The sequence below is a fragment of the Saprospira sp. CCB-QB6 genome, assembly GCF_028464065.1.
In the GTDB taxonomy this organism is placed as follows: domain Bacteria; phylum Bacteroidota; class Bacteroidia; order Chitinophagales; family Saprospiraceae; genus Saprospira.
Map to the genome: position 1 here is coordinate 1,591,406 of NZ_CP116808.1, position 18,595 is coordinate 1,610,000.

6 protein-coding genes and 3 rRNA genes (1 of these 9 only partly in view) are annotated in these 18,595 nt (G+C 44.8%); 4 read left to right on the plus strand and 5 right to left on the minus strand.

What is annotated here, in order from left to right:
- Positions 1 to 159 precede the first annotated feature (159 nt).
- Positions 160 to 1,056: an FISUMP domain-containing protein gene (locus tag PPO43_RS06160; RefSeq protein WP_272620940.1), complete on the plus strand. Its 897-nt coding sequence runs from the start codon at positions 160 to 162 to the stop codon at positions 1,054 to 1,056.
- 119 nt (positions 1,057 to 1,175) lie between these two features.
- Positions 1,176 to 3,194, plus strand: coding sequence for a urocanate hydratase (locus PPO43_RS06165; protein WP_272620941.1), 2,019 nt, complete (start codon positions 1,176 to 1,178; stop codon positions 3,192 to 3,194).
- A 54-nt stretch (positions 3,195 to 3,248) separates the two neighbouring features.
- Here the strand turns inward: PPO43_RS06165 and PPO43_RS06170 are convergent, their stop codons facing one another.
- Together PPO43_RS06170 and PPO43_RS06175 are read right to left on the minus strand one after the other, a co-directional pair.
- Complete coding sequence (locus PPO43_RS06170) at positions 3,249 to 5,069, minus strand: TonB-dependent receptor (protein WP_272620942.1); 1,821 nt, start codon at positions 5,067 to 5,069, stop codon at positions 3,249 to 3,251.
- A gap of 404 nt (positions 5,070 to 5,473) precedes the next feature.
- On the minus strand, positions 5,474 to 10,312 hold the full coding sequence (locus PPO43_RS06175) for an MG2 domain-containing protein (RefSeq protein WP_272620943.1): 4,839 nt from the start codon (positions 10,310 to 10,312) through the stop codon (positions 5,474 to 5,476).
- A 332-nt stretch (positions 10,313 to 10,644) separates the two neighbouring features.
- Here PPO43_RS06175 and PPO43_RS06180 point away from each other — a divergent pair, with 332 nt between their 5' ends.
- Together PPO43_RS06180 and PPO43_RS06185 are read left to right on the plus strand one after the other, a co-directional pair.
- A complete protein-coding gene (locus tag PPO43_RS06180; protein WP_272620944.1) occupies positions 10,645 to 14,556 on the plus strand; it encodes an MG2 domain-containing protein in 3,912 nt (1,303 codons plus the stop codon).
- Positions 14,557 to 14,988: 432 nt separating this feature from the next.
- Positions 14,989 to 16,815 (plus strand): TonB-dependent receptor, encoded by a 1,827-nt coding sequence (locus PPO43_RS06185; RefSeq protein WP_272620945.1) that lies wholly within the window; start codon positions 14,989 to 14,991, stop codon positions 16,813 to 16,815.
- Between the two features lie 82 nt (positions 16,816 to 16,897).
- Here PPO43_RS06185 and rrf (PPO43_RS06190) read toward each other — a convergent pair.
- From rrf (PPO43_RS06190) to PPO43_RS06200, 3 genes are all read right to left on the minus strand, one after another.
- A 5S ribosomal RNA gene (gene rrf / locus PPO43_RS06190) occupies positions 16,898 to 17,006 on the minus strand.
- Between the two features lie 81 nt (positions 17,007 to 17,087).
- Positions 17,088 to 17,196: ribosomal RNA gene (gene rrf, locus PPO43_RS06195) — 5S ribosomal RNA — on the minus strand.
- A gap of 109 nt (positions 17,197 to 17,305) precedes the next feature.
- A 23S ribosomal RNA gene (locus PPO43_RS06200) occupies positions 17,306 to 18,595 on the minus strand; it runs 1,523 nt beyond the window's last position.

Genomic DNA, 18,595 nt, shown 5'->3' on the forward strand with positions numbered 1-18,595 from the left:
GAAAGTGGGGCGGCGAAGCCGCAGACCCAGCAGCAGCTTGCTGCTGCGCAGGGCCGAGCAGAACTGCGAGCCACGACACAGCCCGACCCGCCCAAAGGGCGGGGCAGCCCCAAATCCATTCACGAACAGACCTTCTTCTTTTAAAATTTAGCGCCTAGCATGAAATTTATTCGCCACCTTCCCCTCTTCCTTGTTGGCTGCTCCCTGTTTTTGAGCAGCTGTAATAAAAATACCCCCGCAGAAGCCAGTATTTTTGCCGGAAATAATCAAGAAACGCCTTTGGGCGCTCAACAAACAAGCCCACTACAGGTCCGCGTGACTAATAATAAAGGAGAGCCCCTAGAAGATATTGAAGTGAGTTTTGAGGTCGTCATTGGTAGCGGTCAGCTCGAGAATGATACTTATGAGGCTCGCAGTAAAACCAATAGTTATGGCGTAGCACAGATGTATTGGACCTTTGGGCGAGAAAACCGCAGCCAAAAGGTACGCGCCGAAGTGGAAGGCCTTAATGGTCCTGCCCTAGAGTTTTTTGGCCAACCCGCCTATTTTGAAGATAGTCGAGACAATCAACTTTATTTATTGACTGAAATGGGCGGACAAATTTGGATGGGCGAAAATCTGCGCTATCAAGCAAATGCCTCTTTGGTCAATCCCGATTTTCCAGCTACGCTTTATGGCCGCGTATATACTTGGAGTGCAGCCAACTCGGCCTGTCCTGCAGGTTTTCATCTCCCCAGCCGAAGCGAATGGGACAATCTAGTTCAAAGTCTTCCCTATGATGAAGGAGGAGCCGCTCGTTTGCTCAAAGCTAATTCAGGTTGGTTACTCTCTAACAATGGCGTTGATCGCCTAGGCTTTAAGGTTTTTCCCGCTGGCGATTATCTAACTGCTCAAGGAGAATTTAGGGGCTTGAGTGAATATGGCATTTTTTGGACCAGCGATCCTGAGGGCACCCAAAACGCCTATTATAAAATCCTCGATTATGATGATGAAAACATAAGAGGGGCCAGTTATAGCCAGTCTAATTTTGCCGCCTGCCGATGTGTGCAAGATTAAACAACAAGAGGTCCAGTACGTTAGTATTGGACCTTTTGTCATTATCAAAAAAACGACCCAAAACAAGCAATTAGAACAGCTATTTATTATAATAGCTCCCTTCACAAAAAACAGTAACTATGCTAACCAACAACTCCACCCTAACTTCTTTTCAAGCCGAAATACTAGCGGGTATTCCTCAAGAATTACCCGAATATCCTAAGATGGACCCTAGTATTAGTAGAGCCCCAAAGCGTAAGGATATTCTTAGCCCAACAGAAAAAAAGCTGGCCCTCAAAAATGCGTTGCGCTACTTCCCTAAGCATTTACATGCTCAATTGGCTCCTGAATTCATGCAAGAGCTCAAGGAATACGGACGCATTTATATGCACCGCTACCAACCCAAGCAGGCCATTTATGCCCGTCCTATCGAAGAATACCCCTGTAAATCTAAGCAGGCCGCCGCTATCATGCTGATGATTCAAAATAATTTGGACCCTGCTGTGGCCCAACATCCTTATGAGCTCATCACTTATGGGGGAAATGGTGCTGTTTTTCAGAACTGGGCCCAGTATCGCCTTAGCATGAAGTATTTAGCTGAGATGACTGATGAGCAAACCCTAGTAATGTATTCTGGTCATCCTTTGGGGCTTTTCCCAGCCCCTAAAGAATCGCCTAGAGTAGTGGTCACCAACGGCATGATGATTCCCAACCACTCTAAGGGAGATGATTGGGAGCGCTATAATGCCTTAGGCGTGACCCAATATGGCCAAATGACCGCAGGCTCTTATATGTATATTGGTCCACAAGGTATTGTGCATGGTACAACCATTACGGTATTGAATGCTGGCCGCTTGCAAGGCAGCGATGATTTGGGTGGAAAGTTATTTGTTACGGCTGGACTAGGCGGAATGTCCGGCGCTCAAGCCAAAGCTGCTGTAATTGCTGGCGCTATTGGCGTTGTCGCTGAGGCCGACCCTCTTGCCACACAGAAAAGACATGAGCAAGGCTGGGTAGATGAAGTCTATACCGATTTGGCCCAATTAGTTGCGCGAATTGAAAGCGCTAGAGCTAAAAAAGAGGCCGTTTCCTTGGCCTATCAGGGGAATGTGGTCGAGCTTTGGGAATATTTGGTCGAGCAAAATGTACAGGTAGAATTAGGCTCTGACCAAACCTCTTTACACAACCCTTATGCAGGAGGATATTATCCTGTTGATCTAGATTTTGAGACCGCTAAACAAATGATGGGCGAACAACCCGAGCAATTTGCCCAAGCCGTACAAGCTACCCTCCGCCGACATGTAAACGCCATCAATAAAATGAGCGAAAGAGGCATGTATTTCTTCGATTATGGCAATGCGTTCCTCAAAGCTGCTCGCGATGAAGCTGGAGCAGATATTTGCCTGCCCGATGGCCAGTTTAAATACCCCTCTTATGTGCAGGATATTATGGGGCCGATGTGCTTCGACTTTGGTTTTGGCCCCTTCCGTTGGGTTTGTGCCTCTGGCAAAACGGAAGATCTACAGTTTACTGATCAACTAGCCGCTCAGGTGCTAGAAGACATGGCCCAAAATGCGCCTGAAGAAATTAGCCAACAATTGGCCGATAATATCCGTTGGATCAAAGCCGCAGAAGAAAACCAATTGGTCGTGGGTTCTAAAGCCCGTATTCTCTATGCCGATGCATTAGGTCGCATTCGCATTGCCCAAGCTTTTAATCAAGCTATTGCTGAAGGCAAACTAGGGCCCGTGGTCCTTGGACGCGATCATCATGATGTTTCTGGAACAGATTCGCCCTATCGAGAAACCTCTAATATCTATGATGGCTCGGCCTTTACTGCCGATATGGCCGTACAAAACTTTGTGGGCGATGCTTTCCGCGGAGCCACTTGGATTTCCCTCCACAACGGTGGCGGCGTAGGTTGGGGCGAGGTCATCAATGGCGGCTTTGGAATGCTCTTAGACGGTAGCCCCGAAGCTGATCGCCGATTACAACAAATGCTTTTCTGGGATGTCAATAACGGGATTGCCCGACGTGCCTGGGCCAGAAACCCCCACGCCCGTTTTGCCATTGAAGAAGAAATGAAACGCTCTCCAGGCTTGCAAGTCACCCTTGCCCAAGAAGCAGATGAAGACCTACTTGAGCAACTTTTTAAGTAGTCTTAGCCATTAAGCAAAAGCCTAGTATCTGATGATACTAGGCTTTTTTGCTTGCTACATCAACTGATAGCTAAAATGAAGGTAAAATCGTCGGCCAACAGTACTTCCCCATTGATAGCCGCCCTCAAAATCTGCAGAAAAAGGATCTTCTGCGCCATAGATAAGCGTTTTTTGTTGCTTATTAAGCAATTGCTGTACCCCCAGTCTAAATCCTGTTTGCTTAAAAAACTTAGACTTTGAAAACCAACGGTTGAAAGGCAACTCTAGCTCCATATCCCAACGACTAAAGCCCGGACTCCTTTCTGGCACCTCTCCTCTAGCGCCCAAACTCGGTAGTCGTTGGCCAGATTGCAAATATAGAATAGATTCTATACCAAAAAGATAAATAGGTCGCCCTGTCTCCCAATTCCGAAAACGGCAAATATAACGAGCCGCTAAGCGCAACCGATGGCGACTATAAAGGGGCAACTCTCGACGCTGATCTGCGATATAGCTCCAACGACGACTATGCCGATAGTCAAAATTAAAGGAAAGAGAGGGCTCTGAAAAGTTGATGCCCCCAGATACCTCTAAGCTATTTCGCAAGCCCATCTGCCCCTCATCTAAATAGTCAAAGCTAAGCAAATAAGGGTCTTCATCTAAGTTGACCACCATCTCTTGAGGCGCTAGCTGCTGCCGCCAACGAAACTGTAACTGGGAGAGAAAAGATCCAAATGGCCCATAAGAAAAAGTCCACCAACGCGAAGCATCTAAGGCAAAACCATAATAGTAGAGTTCTTCGGCCTGCCAATCGCTATCCACTTCTATGCGGCGGCCCGTGCGCAATAAATCAGCATATTCGGTCAAGGGATTGGCAAAACGCCAAGAGCGGCCAGCAAAAAAGTTGCTCTTAATGTCCTTATGCAACTGATAATTCAATTTTAGTTGAGGACTAAATTGGGGGCCTGCCAAATTATGATAATGCAACTGCATATGTGTAATCAACTGCCATTTTGGTCCCCAATAAGTATCATAGCCCAAAGCGCCGCCCAAAAGCCGCTCATCCCGTCTAAAATTCTGGCTGTCTAATCGCTCAATAAAGCGATTTTGGACCACATCCAACTGCATCCGAAAAATGTCCAGCTCCGATTTGAGGTGGTATTCATAGCGGGCCTTGACATCTAGGCGCACTTCTTCCCCCTCATATTCTCGATCGCCCCAATTTCGTTGCTGCATATGGTCCTTATACTGCAAATTGACAAGCAATAAATCTTTGGTCCGAAACCCCACCAAATGATGACTACTGAGCTGCTGCTGTTGCAGCTTGAGTCCTTGACCATAGGCCATCGTATCCCCCTGCAAAAAGGCGGTTTGCCCCTCTTGCTGCTCCAAACTCAAAAACTGAATATTGTTGTTGGAGTGATAGCGGCCCGAATAAAAATCCCAGCCGTTGTCCAAATAAAAACTCTGATTTTGAGCCTGATCTTGCCAACCATCTCCATTTGCATCCCGAATTTGATTCAGGTATTGCCCTTGCACATCCAAACTCACTTGCATGGCGTCAACATCCAAACGGCTGCGCAAAGCCCCATTGAACTCTCCAGCATGACTGCCCATAAGGTCTACCCCCAAAAGAGGTTGATGCTTGGGCGTAAGCAAAATGCTGCCAAAAGCCCCATCATGGTCCAAACTATAATCATCAAAACCATAGTAATTTAGGTTGGGCTCACGCTGCTGGGCCAACCAAAAATATTTGCCCAAACCCGCATCCGTATACAAACGAGCGGCTCGCAAATCATCTTTAAAATAATGCTGAAAAACGGCAGGCTCCGATAAGCTCTGCCCCCAAATTGGTCCAACTAAAAGGAGAAAAAAGTAGGGTATTAGTTTATTCATCTGCTATCTGTATATATATATTTGGAGCCTCCTGCCTTCGGCAGGCGCTACGCTTTGGGGCTCGCTCTCTGCTCGGCCCTTCAGGCTACACTTCGTTTCGCCTTTGGTCTGGCCCTTCGGGCCACCCCGCCGCATCGCTAGGCCAAGGCCCTCTTTTGGCGTCCTACAGGCCCGAAGGGCCGCAGGCTGAGGGATGGACAGCAGGGCGGCGAAGCCGCAGACCCAGCAAAATGAGCGTAGCGAAATTTTGCGCAGGGCCGAGCGAACAGCGAGCTGCGAGACAGCCCGACCCGACCAATAATTCATGAGGGTTTCCACCCTCATTTTGTATAGCTTTGCAAAGCGATACCGCTTTGCGCTGGGTTTCAACCCGGCGGGCGGGGCAGCCCCAAAAGAAAAATCGCTTAATTGGCTGCTTTGATCTGAATACTTTGGCCCGCTTCCCAAAATACCGCATCGGGGCGATAATAGAGGTAGGCCGAATTGGCAGGGGCCGTAAAATGCCCAGGCAGCTCTGCTTTAAGGTCCAAAAGTATCTTTTTAGCTCCCTCTGAGGGAATTTTTCTAAAATAGAGCACCAAATAGTTATCAAAAATCTCGTAGTAATCAAATTTGCCCGCCTCCTGCTGCTCCTTGAGCTGCCAAGATTGTAAGCTCAAGCCAGCGGGAATTCCAATCATGGCAATTGGCGTGGGCGCATCTTTATCCTCCAATTCATTCTTAATTTCCACCTCATAACGGACCAAATCCCCTTCTAGTGCTTGCGTTTTGGCCAAGCGAGTAGCTACCGAAATAGGTGCATCTTGGGCAGTGGGTGGCGTATATTCTAACCAATTGATTTCCAACATATAGCTTTGCGCTCGGCTAAAGCCCTCAAAACTCAGGTTAATTTGATTTTGACCAAGAGCCATTTTTTTGGCCAAACTATCCATTCCTAAGCTTAGGCCAGCATGGCTATTAAAGGCCTGTTCTTGGATCAACTCCCCATTCAGACGAACAAACAGTTTTCCATCTTCTGCAGGCTGTATTTTTTGCGCCAAGGCGTAGGCAGTTAGGGCCTTAAGCGACCAAACCGTGCCTTGGGTATCACCAAAATAATAGCGGCCTTTTGTTTTGATCAAAGCATTGACCAAGGGATGGCAAGCAGCCAGATCGCCCGCCTCCAAATGGGCCAAAATGGCCAAAGACAAAATATGCGGACGAAGATTTCGGCCCGTCGCATAAGTAATCGAGTGCTCGGCCTTTAGCGTATTGAGGTCAGTCATATTCTTTTGGAGCAAAGCCAAAAGTTCATTCCCCTTCGTCTTTTTGCCTGCATAAAAATGGGCCAAACTCACTAGGGCCAAACGGTATAAATCACGGCTAGCACTAGCCTCTTGGGCCGCTAGTTGCAGCTCCTTGTCTAGGCCTTTTTCGCCAATATAGGCCAAAGACATAGTAATATAGGCATTGCTTACCGCCTCCGATTGGCCCCAGCCATGATTATAGCCAGCCGCAGACAAAAAGCCACCACGGCCATCTCGGCGAGAGAGCAACCAAGTTCGAGCACGATCGACCATGGCCTCATCGACAATGGGCGCCACAGCAGCCATATCCTTAAACTCCATCAAGCCATAGGCCGTGAGGCCTTCATGTGCGGGAGAGCCGCCAAACCACTCGAAGCCACCGCCTGTAGACTCATAGCCCGCCAATTTATTATAGCCATCTTGGATATAACCCAGCGCTCGATCCGCTATTTTGGGATCGAGTTGGCCTGTAGATTCTAATAAGTGTAGGGCCAAAATATTGGGATAAGTACTGGAAGACACCTGCTCAAAACAGCCATAAGGGCGGCGAATCATGCCTTCTAAGGTCGCTTGCAATTGCATGAGCGGATTGCCAAAAATGGTAATTTGGGCTTGCATAGAGCCCTCCTTCATTTCATCAATACTCAATTGATAGCTCGCTTGCCGTTGTTTATCGGCTTGGCTAATAGCTACGGGAAAGGCTCTGGCTTTGAGTTGGCTCTTTAGCGTTAAAGCATCTTTATGGCCAGAAGCGAAAAAGCTCAGCTTCAGATTGAGGTTCCTATTTTTGCTATAATTGAGCACAAAAGGCAGCTCCAGGCGTAAAAAGCTATCCTTAGGAATATTGTATTTCTGCGTATCTCGACTAAACAGCGGTTGCCATTGCTCGCTATGCGACAAATAAAACTTGCCTGAAAGCGCTTTATCGGTCTGGTTAATCAAAAAGACAGGCAAACGGAGGGTATCGCCAACAATTAGCTCTTTAGGCAATTGGGCCCGCAATTGAAAAGGAGCCTGCACACTATAGGTTTTTTCTTGGCGACCAATTTTTTGTCCGCCTACTCCTTCCGTAATAATGCGGAAAGTAGTTACTGCATCAGAATTATAAAAATGGAGCTCTGCCTCTCCATTTTCATCCGTTTCGACCAAAGAGTTCCAGTATAGGGTATTTCTAAAGTCGGTCCGCTCTACGGAAATATTTTTGTAGCGCTCTTTTGCAGCTAAATAAGGACTATAATCTGGAGCGTAAAAGCTTTGACTCTGATAAAATTCAGCCCAGCCTTGCTGGCTAAGTTCTGCAGTTATTCCCTTTATCGTCGTTTTGGTATCGGTAATTTGAGGTTGGCTCAACTTATCGGTTGTTGGGCTGGGACGAAGTTGTCCCTCTGCTCTTTGTAGATTGAGGTAATTGCTGGTCTCGTTTAGATTAGCTGTGTTCAGTTTTGTTTCTTGTCCTACTGCTGGAATTTTTTCTACTGGAGCTGGTCGTGGCGCGCCACCAATTACTCTTACTCCATCAACAAAAACATCATCAGCCCTAGTGCGTCTACTTAAATTCTCGCCATTTTCTGCCTGGTTCACCCCTGCTGTAGTTGCAGCAATACTAGCAATATTACGAGTAGCCAATTTTTCGATATCCTCTGCCCCTAATGTTTGGCCAGCAGTGGTATTATCCATTTCTATTAGGGGAATTCTATACTCTACAACTCTTACCTCTTCAACAGCCATCTCCATTAAATCTAGATCTGAGTCGGAATAATAGTAGTCATATCGTAGCTGCTCACCGCCTCCAACCCTTAGCTGTTTGACCAGCCCCTTAGGATAGCCTATATAGGTAATCTTGAGGTCATAGATTCCAGAAGTAATTCCATCAAGCTTATAATTCCCATCAAAATCTGTAGTGGTTCCTTTGACTAGCTGATCTGTTCCTGCTTTTAGTAGGACAACATTAGCAAAAGCCAAAGGCTCGCCATATTCATCAAAGACCATCCCTTTGAGGGCAGCAGGATCTGAGGAGCTACCCACTTTTCTACGGCTATAGTAGGCGCTTTTATCTTGGGGCGCACGGAAAGGCTGTCTTTGAAAATAAACAGGCGCTCTATTCAGAGAACGAGAATAATTTTTTCGATTATCCCCCTTTTGTTCTAGTGAAAAGCCTCTATGCTTTGTTTTTAGTAGGATTTCCTCTTCACCCTCATAGTCTTCCCAAACAAAAAAGCCCTCGGCATCTGTTTTGAGCTCTGCGAGTAGTTTTTTATCTCCATTTCGATAAACGCCTAGCGACTTATTGCCCAAAGGCGCCCCATTAAAAAACAGTTGTCCAGCCAGACGTTTTCCGTCTTCTGCCATGAATTTAACTTGGGGCTCAGCCGCCATGATTTGCCGCCAGTTATAGCGACGCCAGCCTTGCGTCAAAAGCAAATAATCTAAGGCGGTATCTGCCTTAGGGTTATTGTCCTCAAAGTAAAAAGCAGGTTCTTGGATCTTGCCTTTTAGTTGACTAGAGAGCAAGAAATGCGAGAGAATATTATCGGGTTTGTCTTGGTCCAGATTCCAAAACTTATCATCAACCACCGCCAAAGAGAGCTGCGTTTGCACTGGCTTGCCTGCCGCATCTTTCACCTTAATTTTTAGCTCGACCTCTTCGCGAATGGCATATTTATCTTTATCTGTTTCGACCTCGATTTGCAGACCTGCTTGCTTTTTGGCAAAAAATAGGCGCTCGGCCTCGGGCTGCTCTGCCTGATTGAAGAGGGTAATTTTGGCGATGCCCATTTTGCAATCTTTTAGCGGCAAGCTATACCTTTGGCTGCCCGCCTTCAGCTTGATTCCACGTTCTTCAACACCCCCTGCATCTTGAACCATCAACAGGCAAACGCTTTGTTTTTTACTACTGTAAATTTCTAATTCTAGTTGTTCTTCGTCTTGGGACAACACCTTAAAGCTAAGTCCCTTGGTAAGGACCTTCGGCAAGTCAAACTCTTGTTGTACGGGACGAAGCACTTTTAATCGATATTCTTCCTGAGCCTTCGGCTCAAAATCCAAAACGCCCATTCCCTGATGGTAGCTTTTATAGCGCTGCAATTCTTCTCCAGCTGCATTCAATAAAACGGCCTCAACATCTACGGCCTGGCCTTGTAGGTCTAGAGATTTAATCGCCAAGCGATTTTGAAAACCCGCCATTAGGTCCCCACTTTCGGGCATAAAGTGCAGCTGTATTTTATCTTGAACCAATGGAATGCTTCGCCCAATAGATTCTCTCTTGCCTTCATGCTCTACAAAAACATTGAGCAATCCTTCTGAGGCCTCCAAGGGCGCAGCTAGCTCAAATTGAATTTGGCTTTGCCCCATGGCATTGGTCTCCCCCTTGCCTCTTTTCCAGACTTTTCCTCCTAGAAAAATCTCGTAACTTAGCTTTTTATTGGCCAAAACTTCATTTTTGGGCGTGCGTACATCCAATTTGGCCTGCACCAAATCCCCAGCTCCATAGCGCTCCCGCAAAAAGTCTAACTTCATCAATAGATCTGGCAAATATTGGTTTTGAACCACGAGTTTTTTCTCAAAAACAAACTGCTGATCTCCAAAATTCTTTTGCCAATTGGTCTTTAACCGAAGCGTATAAATTCCACCTTTGGCATCTTTATCCAACTTAAAATCTCCTCTGGCCTTGCCCTTTAGCACGGGCAAGCGGTAACTTTTCTCAACCTGTCCCTTAGGATTGAGCCATTCCACTTCCAACACCTCCGACTTACTGGCTAGCAGCTCTTGGTCAAGTAAATAAGCTGAAAACCAGATGGTTTCCCCTGGTTCATAATAGCTGCGATCGGTTTGTGCATAAATATTTTCTGTGGGCAATATTTCATTATACTGCTCTATTTGTTGGCTATAGGGCCAATTTTGCGCCCAAGCCGAGCTATATATTCCTATAAAAAAGAGGAGGTAAATAATTTTATACATAGGTTCTTTTTCTTTACTAGATGCAGCCTTCTGTTTTTTTGATGTATCCTTTTTTGTTTTGGGGCCTCCGCAGCAAAGCTGCGGCGCTACGTTCCGCAGCTCGCTATTCGCTCGGCCCTTCGGCCTGCGGCCTCGGTCTGGCCTAAGGGCCACTGCTGCACATCGCTAGGCCAGGCGCTTCGCGCCTTCTAGATGAGGTCCTGCTTTGGTCCAGAAAAGATAGGGCATTTTAGAGGGTCCCCTGATTCAGCAGAAGCCCCAAAACCAATAAATTTATAAGCTTTAAGCATCATAATTTACTATTATTCACATCTATAACTTAAAGAGCATTTATGCAAAAACTTATTTACCTATTATTTTTACTTGGTTTATATGGCCCAAATTGGGCACAAAAGAGCGATTATCGCCTAAAAGTGGAGCATTACCATGCAGTTTTGCCTCCAGAGGACATTTATGCTCATACAGATCGTAGCTATTATGAGCCTGGTGAAACTATCTGGTTTTCAGTTTATGCTTTAAATCATGAATTTTCTGCCTCCAAATCGGATGTTCTTCAAGTTGAATTAATCAATCCTTTAGGCGAGCTAGAACAGACTTACAAACTTCGCTTAAGCAATGCTCGAGCTTTTGGCGAATTTAAATTGGATCAATATGCAAAAGAGGGAGGGTATCGACTTCGCTTATCTACGCTTTGGCAAAAGAATTTTGGAGAACGGCAATTGATTTATGAGAAGAAGCTTTGGGTTCAGCAGCAAAAACGATCAAATCTGCGTCTAGAGTTGGCAATTTTAGGTAATAGTTATGTAGCTGGAGATTGGGTACAAGCACAGCTTAGCCTTACCCAATTAAACAGGGGCCCAATTGGGCAAAAAGCATTTCGCTATAAGGTAATTTTGGACGGACAGCCCTTGTTTATAGGACAAGGTTGTACAGATTCTTTAGGGAAAAGTCTATTTGAATTTGAGCTACCTGATTCTATACAAGCTAAGGAAGGACAAATACAACTTTTTGTGGAGCATAAAGGCCAAACTGCCTCGATTGGGCAGCATATTCCCTTCTTTTCCGGGGGACTCCAGGTAGATTTCAGGGCAGAAAGTGGGCAATTGATGGCAGGTATTCGGAACCGTTTAGCCATAAAATCTTGGGATCAGCAAGCTCAAGCTGTAGATATTGAAGCCATTTTACTGAACGCAGCTGGAGAAGAATTACAGTCCTATAAAAGCTATCATCAAGGGATGGGCGTCTTAGAGTTTGAACCACAGGCTAAAGAGCAGTATCGGTTAAAAGTATTGCGGCCCGTAGAAAAAGAATTTGAGTTACCCAAGGTAGAAGAAAAAGGCATTAGTTTTAGTTTAGTCGCTCAGCAAGCCGATCAACTAGATTTAGAAATTTACAGCAGCAAAAAGAAAAGGGTGCAGTTAGTATTGGTTCAAGAAGCAGGGATTATCCTAGAGCAGGAGCTGCTTTTGCAGCCGGGTAGCCAACGATATTCATTACCGATTGAGACCTGTAAGATGGGCATAGCAAAAATCACTATCTTCAACCAAACCAAGCAGGTTGAGGCCGAACGGCTTTTCTTTGCCCAAAAGAGGGAAGGCTTAAAAATAGAGTTGGTCTTTGACAAAGAGCAATACAGCATTCGAGAAAAAGTAAGGCTCAAAGTTAAGGTAAAAGATGCAGCAGGGAATCCAGTACAAACACAGCTTTCTTTAGCTGTAGTTGATGATAAATATTGGTCATTGGAGCAGGAGCCCTCTGAGAATATTTTGAGTTACTTTTTACTTGCTGCTCAATTAGAGGGACAAATTCAGGCAGCTAATTTCTATTTGGAAGAGAATAACCCTAAAGCCGATACAGCCTTAGATTATTTATTACTCACACATAATTGGCGACGTTATAATTGGGAGCAACTATTGAGGCAAAAGCCTAAAATTAACATCCCTCAGGAAAACAGTTTATTGGGACAGCTCTTTTTTAATGGCCGACCTTTAGCAAATAAGAAGCTTAAACTTTACGACTGGTATGCTCAAAAAAAGCTAGCTACTGTGAAAACAGATTCTTTGGGGTTTTTCTTTTGGACCGACTATATGCAGCATCGACAGCTTCTAATCAAAGCAAAACATAGAGGATTTAGACGGGCCGCAGCTCCAAACGAGCTAGTACTATTTGAAGAAGATTCACAACCACTCACCTACAAGAAAGCTATTTATTTGGCTAGGCAAAGTACAGCCCCTTCTAGCCGTCGACGGATAGGGCCAGCAGATAGCCCTTCTTGGATTAAAGGTGTAGCTTATGATTCCGATTATCATCCTTTAGCAGGGGCTGAGGTAAGTCTATTTAGCTATCTTCATCAAGACTATATTGCAGAAATGACAACTGATGAGCAAGGACGCTATGCATTTAAAATAGATGATGGCAACCATTTTGACCTCAACTGCTATTTTAAAAAGCCTTATTATAGAGCTCATCTTGAGAGTTTTGTGATAGGCAAAGGAGAAGAAATCAACTATGACTTCTACTTATCTGAATATACTTCTTATCAAGACCCCATAGATTTACTAGAGCCCAATCAAGAAGTTATTGTTCGTGGTTATTCACCGAGCTTTGATCAAGTTCCCCAACCACTAACCGAGAACTTAGATCTAGAAAAACTAGAGCGCTTGCGCCCCAAACTCAAAGAAGAAGACAAATCCAATAGAAAAGCTAGCTTACAGCGGTTTTCGGACCATGATAAATCCTCGAAATTAGGGGCAAAAGAGCTCAATTCCCCCTTTAACTTAAAAGAGAACAGCAACTTTCTCTATCAAAAGAGAAGCAGAGGGGAAAGCTTTGGAAATAATGGGCCAACCAATATCCATGAGCTTATGATTAGCAGGCCCTTTGTGGAGCAATCAGGTTTAGCCATAGATATTTTACGTTTGGGCTACTCCTCCTTATACCTTTATCAAAGCCAAAGTTTTCAAGCCATTGATTATTCAAATTATGAGCTAGCCAAAAGGAATAATCCACAGCTAAAATTGATTCGAGAAGATTTCAGAGGCACTATTTTCTGGCAGCCCCTAATAGAAACCAATGAGCAAGGAGAGGCTGAAATTTACTTCTATCATTCGGATGCAGTAAGCCCCCATCGCATTATTATTGAAGGCGTTAGCCAAAATGTACAACTAGTAGCGCGAAAAGAACAAACCTATAAGGTTGTTGCACCTATTGAAATTCTAGCCGACCTCCCTCAAAGCTTAGTCGTTGAAGATACAATACAGCTACCTATCCGAATCAATAATTGGACAAATGCTCCCTTATCGGGTACCTTTGCCTTTCATTCTTCTATGCAATGCATGCCTTTGATTGAGCAGGATACCCACATTTATAATATCCCTGCAGACAGCTTTCTTCTCCTTTATCTTCCTTTTCGTATTCTTGATAATAAAAAGGAAAGGCTAGACATCGAATTGTGTTTTAAGTCGACTAAGGGACAAGATATATTATCTCTATCTACAGCAATTCAAGCCAAGGGCTTTCCCATAGAAGTCTATCAGCTAGATAGCCAGTTGTCTGTTGACTATCAACTTAACCTTATGGAAATAAAAAGGGGAAGTATGCAACTCATCCTAAAAAGCCAAGCTAAAAATAAATTAGAATACGGGAAGCTATCAGTTTACGCTAATGATCAATTACTAAAATCAGAACAGTCTTATAATAAATCAATAAATATTAAGCTCCAACAAATAGATCAAAACATGCAGCGGGGCCCAAATAAGTTAAGTTTGCGTTTTGAACAATTCAGTCAAGCCTTCCCTTATTCACTTCAGCTAAATTGGGTGGAATATACCCCTGATAGTCAGCCTAATGCTCCTTTTTCTATTAAAAGTCAATTGGCTTCAAATCAAGTTCAAAAAGGGGAGTTCGTTCGCTACACAATAAGCATAAAAAATGAGCAAAAGAAGGGAGATTTAGAATCCCCTATCAGCAAACTAGGGATTCCATCAGGCCTTCAAGTACAACTGTGGCAGCTAGAACAGTTAAAACAATCTGGACAATTGAAGCAGTACGAAATACATGGACATCGCTTGGTTTTGTATTGGCCGCCCTTACCATTGGGACAGCATCAGCAATTGAAATTAGATCTTCGAGCAGTACAAGCTGGTTATTTCAGAGCTCCAGCCAGTTCCGCCTACAATAATCCCTATTCAGACGCAATCTTTTGGGAAGCAGGCCAAAGTATTCAGGTGCAAGAAGCAAAATAATTATCCTTTATTTTGGGGCTGCCCCTCCCTTTGGTCGGGTCGGGCTGTCTCGCAGCTCGCTGTTCGCTCGGCCCTGCGCAAAATTTCGCTACGCTCATTTTGCTGGGTCTGCGGCTTCGCCGCCCTGCTGTCCATCCCTCAGCCTGCGGCCCTTCGGGCCTGTAGGACGCCAAAAGAGGGCCTCGGCCTAGCGATGTGCAGCAGTGGCCCTTAGGCCAGACCGAGGCCGCAGGCCGAAGGGCCGAGCGACCCGACCAACGGGGAGCCGACGCAGCGAAGCAAGTAATAGCGAGCTGCGACAACCAGCCCCAAAAGGACGCCAGTTCGATGACCAACGGGAATAAACGACAACAAGGCCTTTAGGCTGCAGTTCGACGACCAAAGGGAGTAACCGCCCGCCAAAGGCGGGCGGCCCCAAATATATATATACAGATGAATAAACTAATACCCTACTTTTTTCTCCTTTTAGTTGGACCAATTTGGGGGCAGAGCTTATCGGAGCCTGCCGTTTTCCAGCATTATTTTAAAGATGATTTGCGGGCTGCTCGCTTATATACTGATGCAGGTTTGGGAAAGCGTTATTGGTTAAGCCAAAACTACTGGTTTAATCACTCTAGTAGCTCTTTGGATAATACAGGCTTTGATCACGATGGAGCTTTTGGCCACCTACTTACAAAAGAATCTCTCCACAAGCTATTAGTAGATTTGGCCGCTAGCCCAAGGGGAGAGATCGATCTTGGGCTAGAACTTAACCCTAGCTATAAAAACTGGGATTTTGGCTTGCGTCATCGCAGTAATTCCTTCAACAAAATTAGAGATAGTAATAAAGATGGCTGGCAAGACCAAGCCCAAAATCAAAGCTTCTATTTTAGCCAATCTCTTTCTTATACAGAGAAATTATTCAAGAGTAATTATAAGTTTCAGTTTTTGCAATTAGAGCAGCAAACAGGACAAACTGCCTTTTTGCAAGGAGATACAACAGCCTATGGACAAGAATTAAAATTGCAACAAAAACAGTTTCAAATCCAACATCTAATTGCCTTTCGAAAAAAGGACCTATTACTCCTAGATTTTAAATATAAGGACCATCAACAACTGCGGAACTGGGGCCAAAGACAGTATTCAGGCAAGGAAGATTTACTTAGCCTAAAGGGCCGCTATGAGTACCAATTATCTTCCGAACTTGATGCAATTCATGCACAACTGGAAATAGAACAGAACCAATTTGATGAGCATTTAGATCAGCTCTGGCTCAGACGAAGAGAACAAAAAATAGGTGCAGCACTTGGAATAAGTAGTTATTGGGGACCTAACTGGCTATTTACTGGGCAGCTACAATGGCATTATCATAATTTAGCCAAATTGCAAGCAAGTCCGCAAATCAAGATCAACTATCTAATTCATAAAAACATAAACAGCAGCTTTTTTACAGGTCGATCATGGCGTTTTGCCAACCCTTTAACTGAATATGCTGAACTACTCCGCACAGGTCGAACTATTCAAGTTGAAACTAAGCCGCAAGTGGAAAGTATGTACTATTATGGTTGTAAATGGCAGCTAGTCAACTTTGGACAAATAAAAAATAATCGTCAATTATTTAGTGATTACTACTACCTCCTTCGATTTAATTGGCGACAACAGTTTGTAGCTCAAGAAATGTTGGCCGATTTAGACGAAGATCCTTATGTGTTGCATTTTCACTATCTCGAAAAGGGCCAATGGGGACTTCGCAATCGCTTAGAAGCCTTTAGTGCTTTTGATTTAACAGATCTTAATTTTCACCTTTCCCTTAACTATGTTTATCGACAGCGATGGAGCTATTTCAAGGGAGAAAAAAAGGAAAGTCCACTCTATAGTCGCCATAACTTGGCTATTGGAGTCAGATATACAATAATTAAGGAGAAAAAATATGAATATAAAAAAGCCCTTATGGAGATTAGAAGTCAACTATATTTACAATCATCACAAAGACTTCCAAGCATAGGTCCAAGAGGAATAATTTCAGAACGGAGTCCTCAATTTAGCCGCTGGGATCTTAGGTTAGCATTTTTTCCTAAACACTTATTTCCTAAGATAAATTTTTTAGCACATTGCTCTATTTATTTCAGCATGCAACAACTACTCAATAACCAACAACCAGCCTACTATGGTGCAGAAGACCCCTTCTCTCCTAATTTTGAGGGTGGCTATCAATGGGGGAGCTATTTAGGACGAAGATTTATTATCTCTTTCAAATATGGTTTATCAAAAGAAGCATAATAACCTTATTTTCCTTTTAGCTCGAGGTGTTTAATTTAGAATAAAAAAAGCCTGTACAATAATGTACAGGCTTTATAGATTAAATTGGCAGTGACCTACTCTCCCACTTTCGTAGTACCATCGGCGCTGAGGGGCTTAACTGCTCTGTTCGGAATGGGAAAAGGTGTCCCCCCCTCGCTATGACTACCATTAAATCTTTGTTCATCTCTTTAGATGAGCACATTTCTTTGATAAAAAAAGCCTGTACATTGCTGTACAGGCTTTATAGATTAGGTTGGCGGTGACCTACTCTCCCACTTTCGTAGTACCATCGGCGCTGAGGGGCTTAACTGCTCTGTTCGGAATGGGAAAAGGTGTCTCCCCCTCGCTATGACCACCATTAAATCTTCGTTCATCCCTCTGGATAAACTCTATATCGTTATGACATAAGGAAAGTAATAGAACTTTAAAAGTGCGTTGATTATCGATCTCTCTTTTAAAAAAAGAAAGAAAAAGGAAGCTTTCGAGAAATTAGTACTACTTGGCTCCCTAACACATCACTGTGCTTCCACCTATAGCCTATCTACCTGGTCATCTTCCAGGTCTCTTCAACGAATACTCATCTTAAGGTTGGCTTCGCGCTTAGATGCTTTCAGCGCTTATCCTTTCCAGATATAGCTACCCAGCATGCACCTGGCGGCACAACTGGTACACTAGAGATCTGTTCAACTCGGTCCTCTCGTACTAGAGTCAAATCCTTTCAATATTCGAGCGCCCACAACAGATAGAGACCGAACTGTCTTGCGACGTTCTGAACCCAGCTCGCGTGCCACTTTAATGGGCGAACAGCCCAACCCTTGGGACCTTCTCCAGCCCCAGGATGTGACGAGCCGACATCGAGGTGCCAAACCTCCCCGTCGATATGAGCTCTTGGGGGAGATCAGCCTGTTATCCCCGGAGTACCTTTTATCCTTTGAGCGACGGCCCTTCCATGCAGAACCGCCGGATCACTTAACCCGACTTTCGTCCCTGTTCGACTTGTCTGTCTCACAGTCAAGCTCCCTTGTACTTATACGCTCTTCGCATGATTACCAACCATGCTGAGGGAACCTTTGGGAGCCTCCGTTACCTTTTAGGAGGCGACCACCCCAGTCAAACTACCCGCCTAACAATGTCCCCCATCGGGTTAGTCTCTAAGCAATTAAAGGGTGGTATTTCAAGGACGACTCCACCAGCACTAGCGCACCAGCTTCATAGTCTCCCACCTATCCTACACATCAATTACTCAAAGACAATGTTAAGTTGTAGTAAAGGTTCACGGGGTCTTTTCGTCCCGTTGTGGGTAATCGGCATCTTCACCGATACTTCAATTTCACCGAGCTCACGGCCGAGACAGTGCCCAGATCGTTACACCATTCGTGCAGGTCGGAACTTACCCGACAAGGAATTTCGCTACCTTAGGACCGTTATAGTTACGGCCGCCGTTTACCGGGGCTTCAGTCAAGAGCTTCGCTTACGCTAACCCCCTTCCTTAACCTTCCGGCACCGGGCAGGTGTCAGACCCTATACTTCTCCTTTCGGATTCGCAGAGTCCTGTGTTTTTGCTAAACAGTCGCCTGGGCCTTTTCACTGCGGCTCTGATTTCTCAGAGCGACGCTTCTCCCGAAGTTACGCGTCCAATTTGCCTAGTTCCTTAGCCGTGAATCACTCGAGCGCCTGAGGATACTCTCCTCGACCACCTGTGTCGGTTTGCGGTACGGTTTCTATATTAGTTAATGCTTAGCGGCTTTTCTTGGAAGCT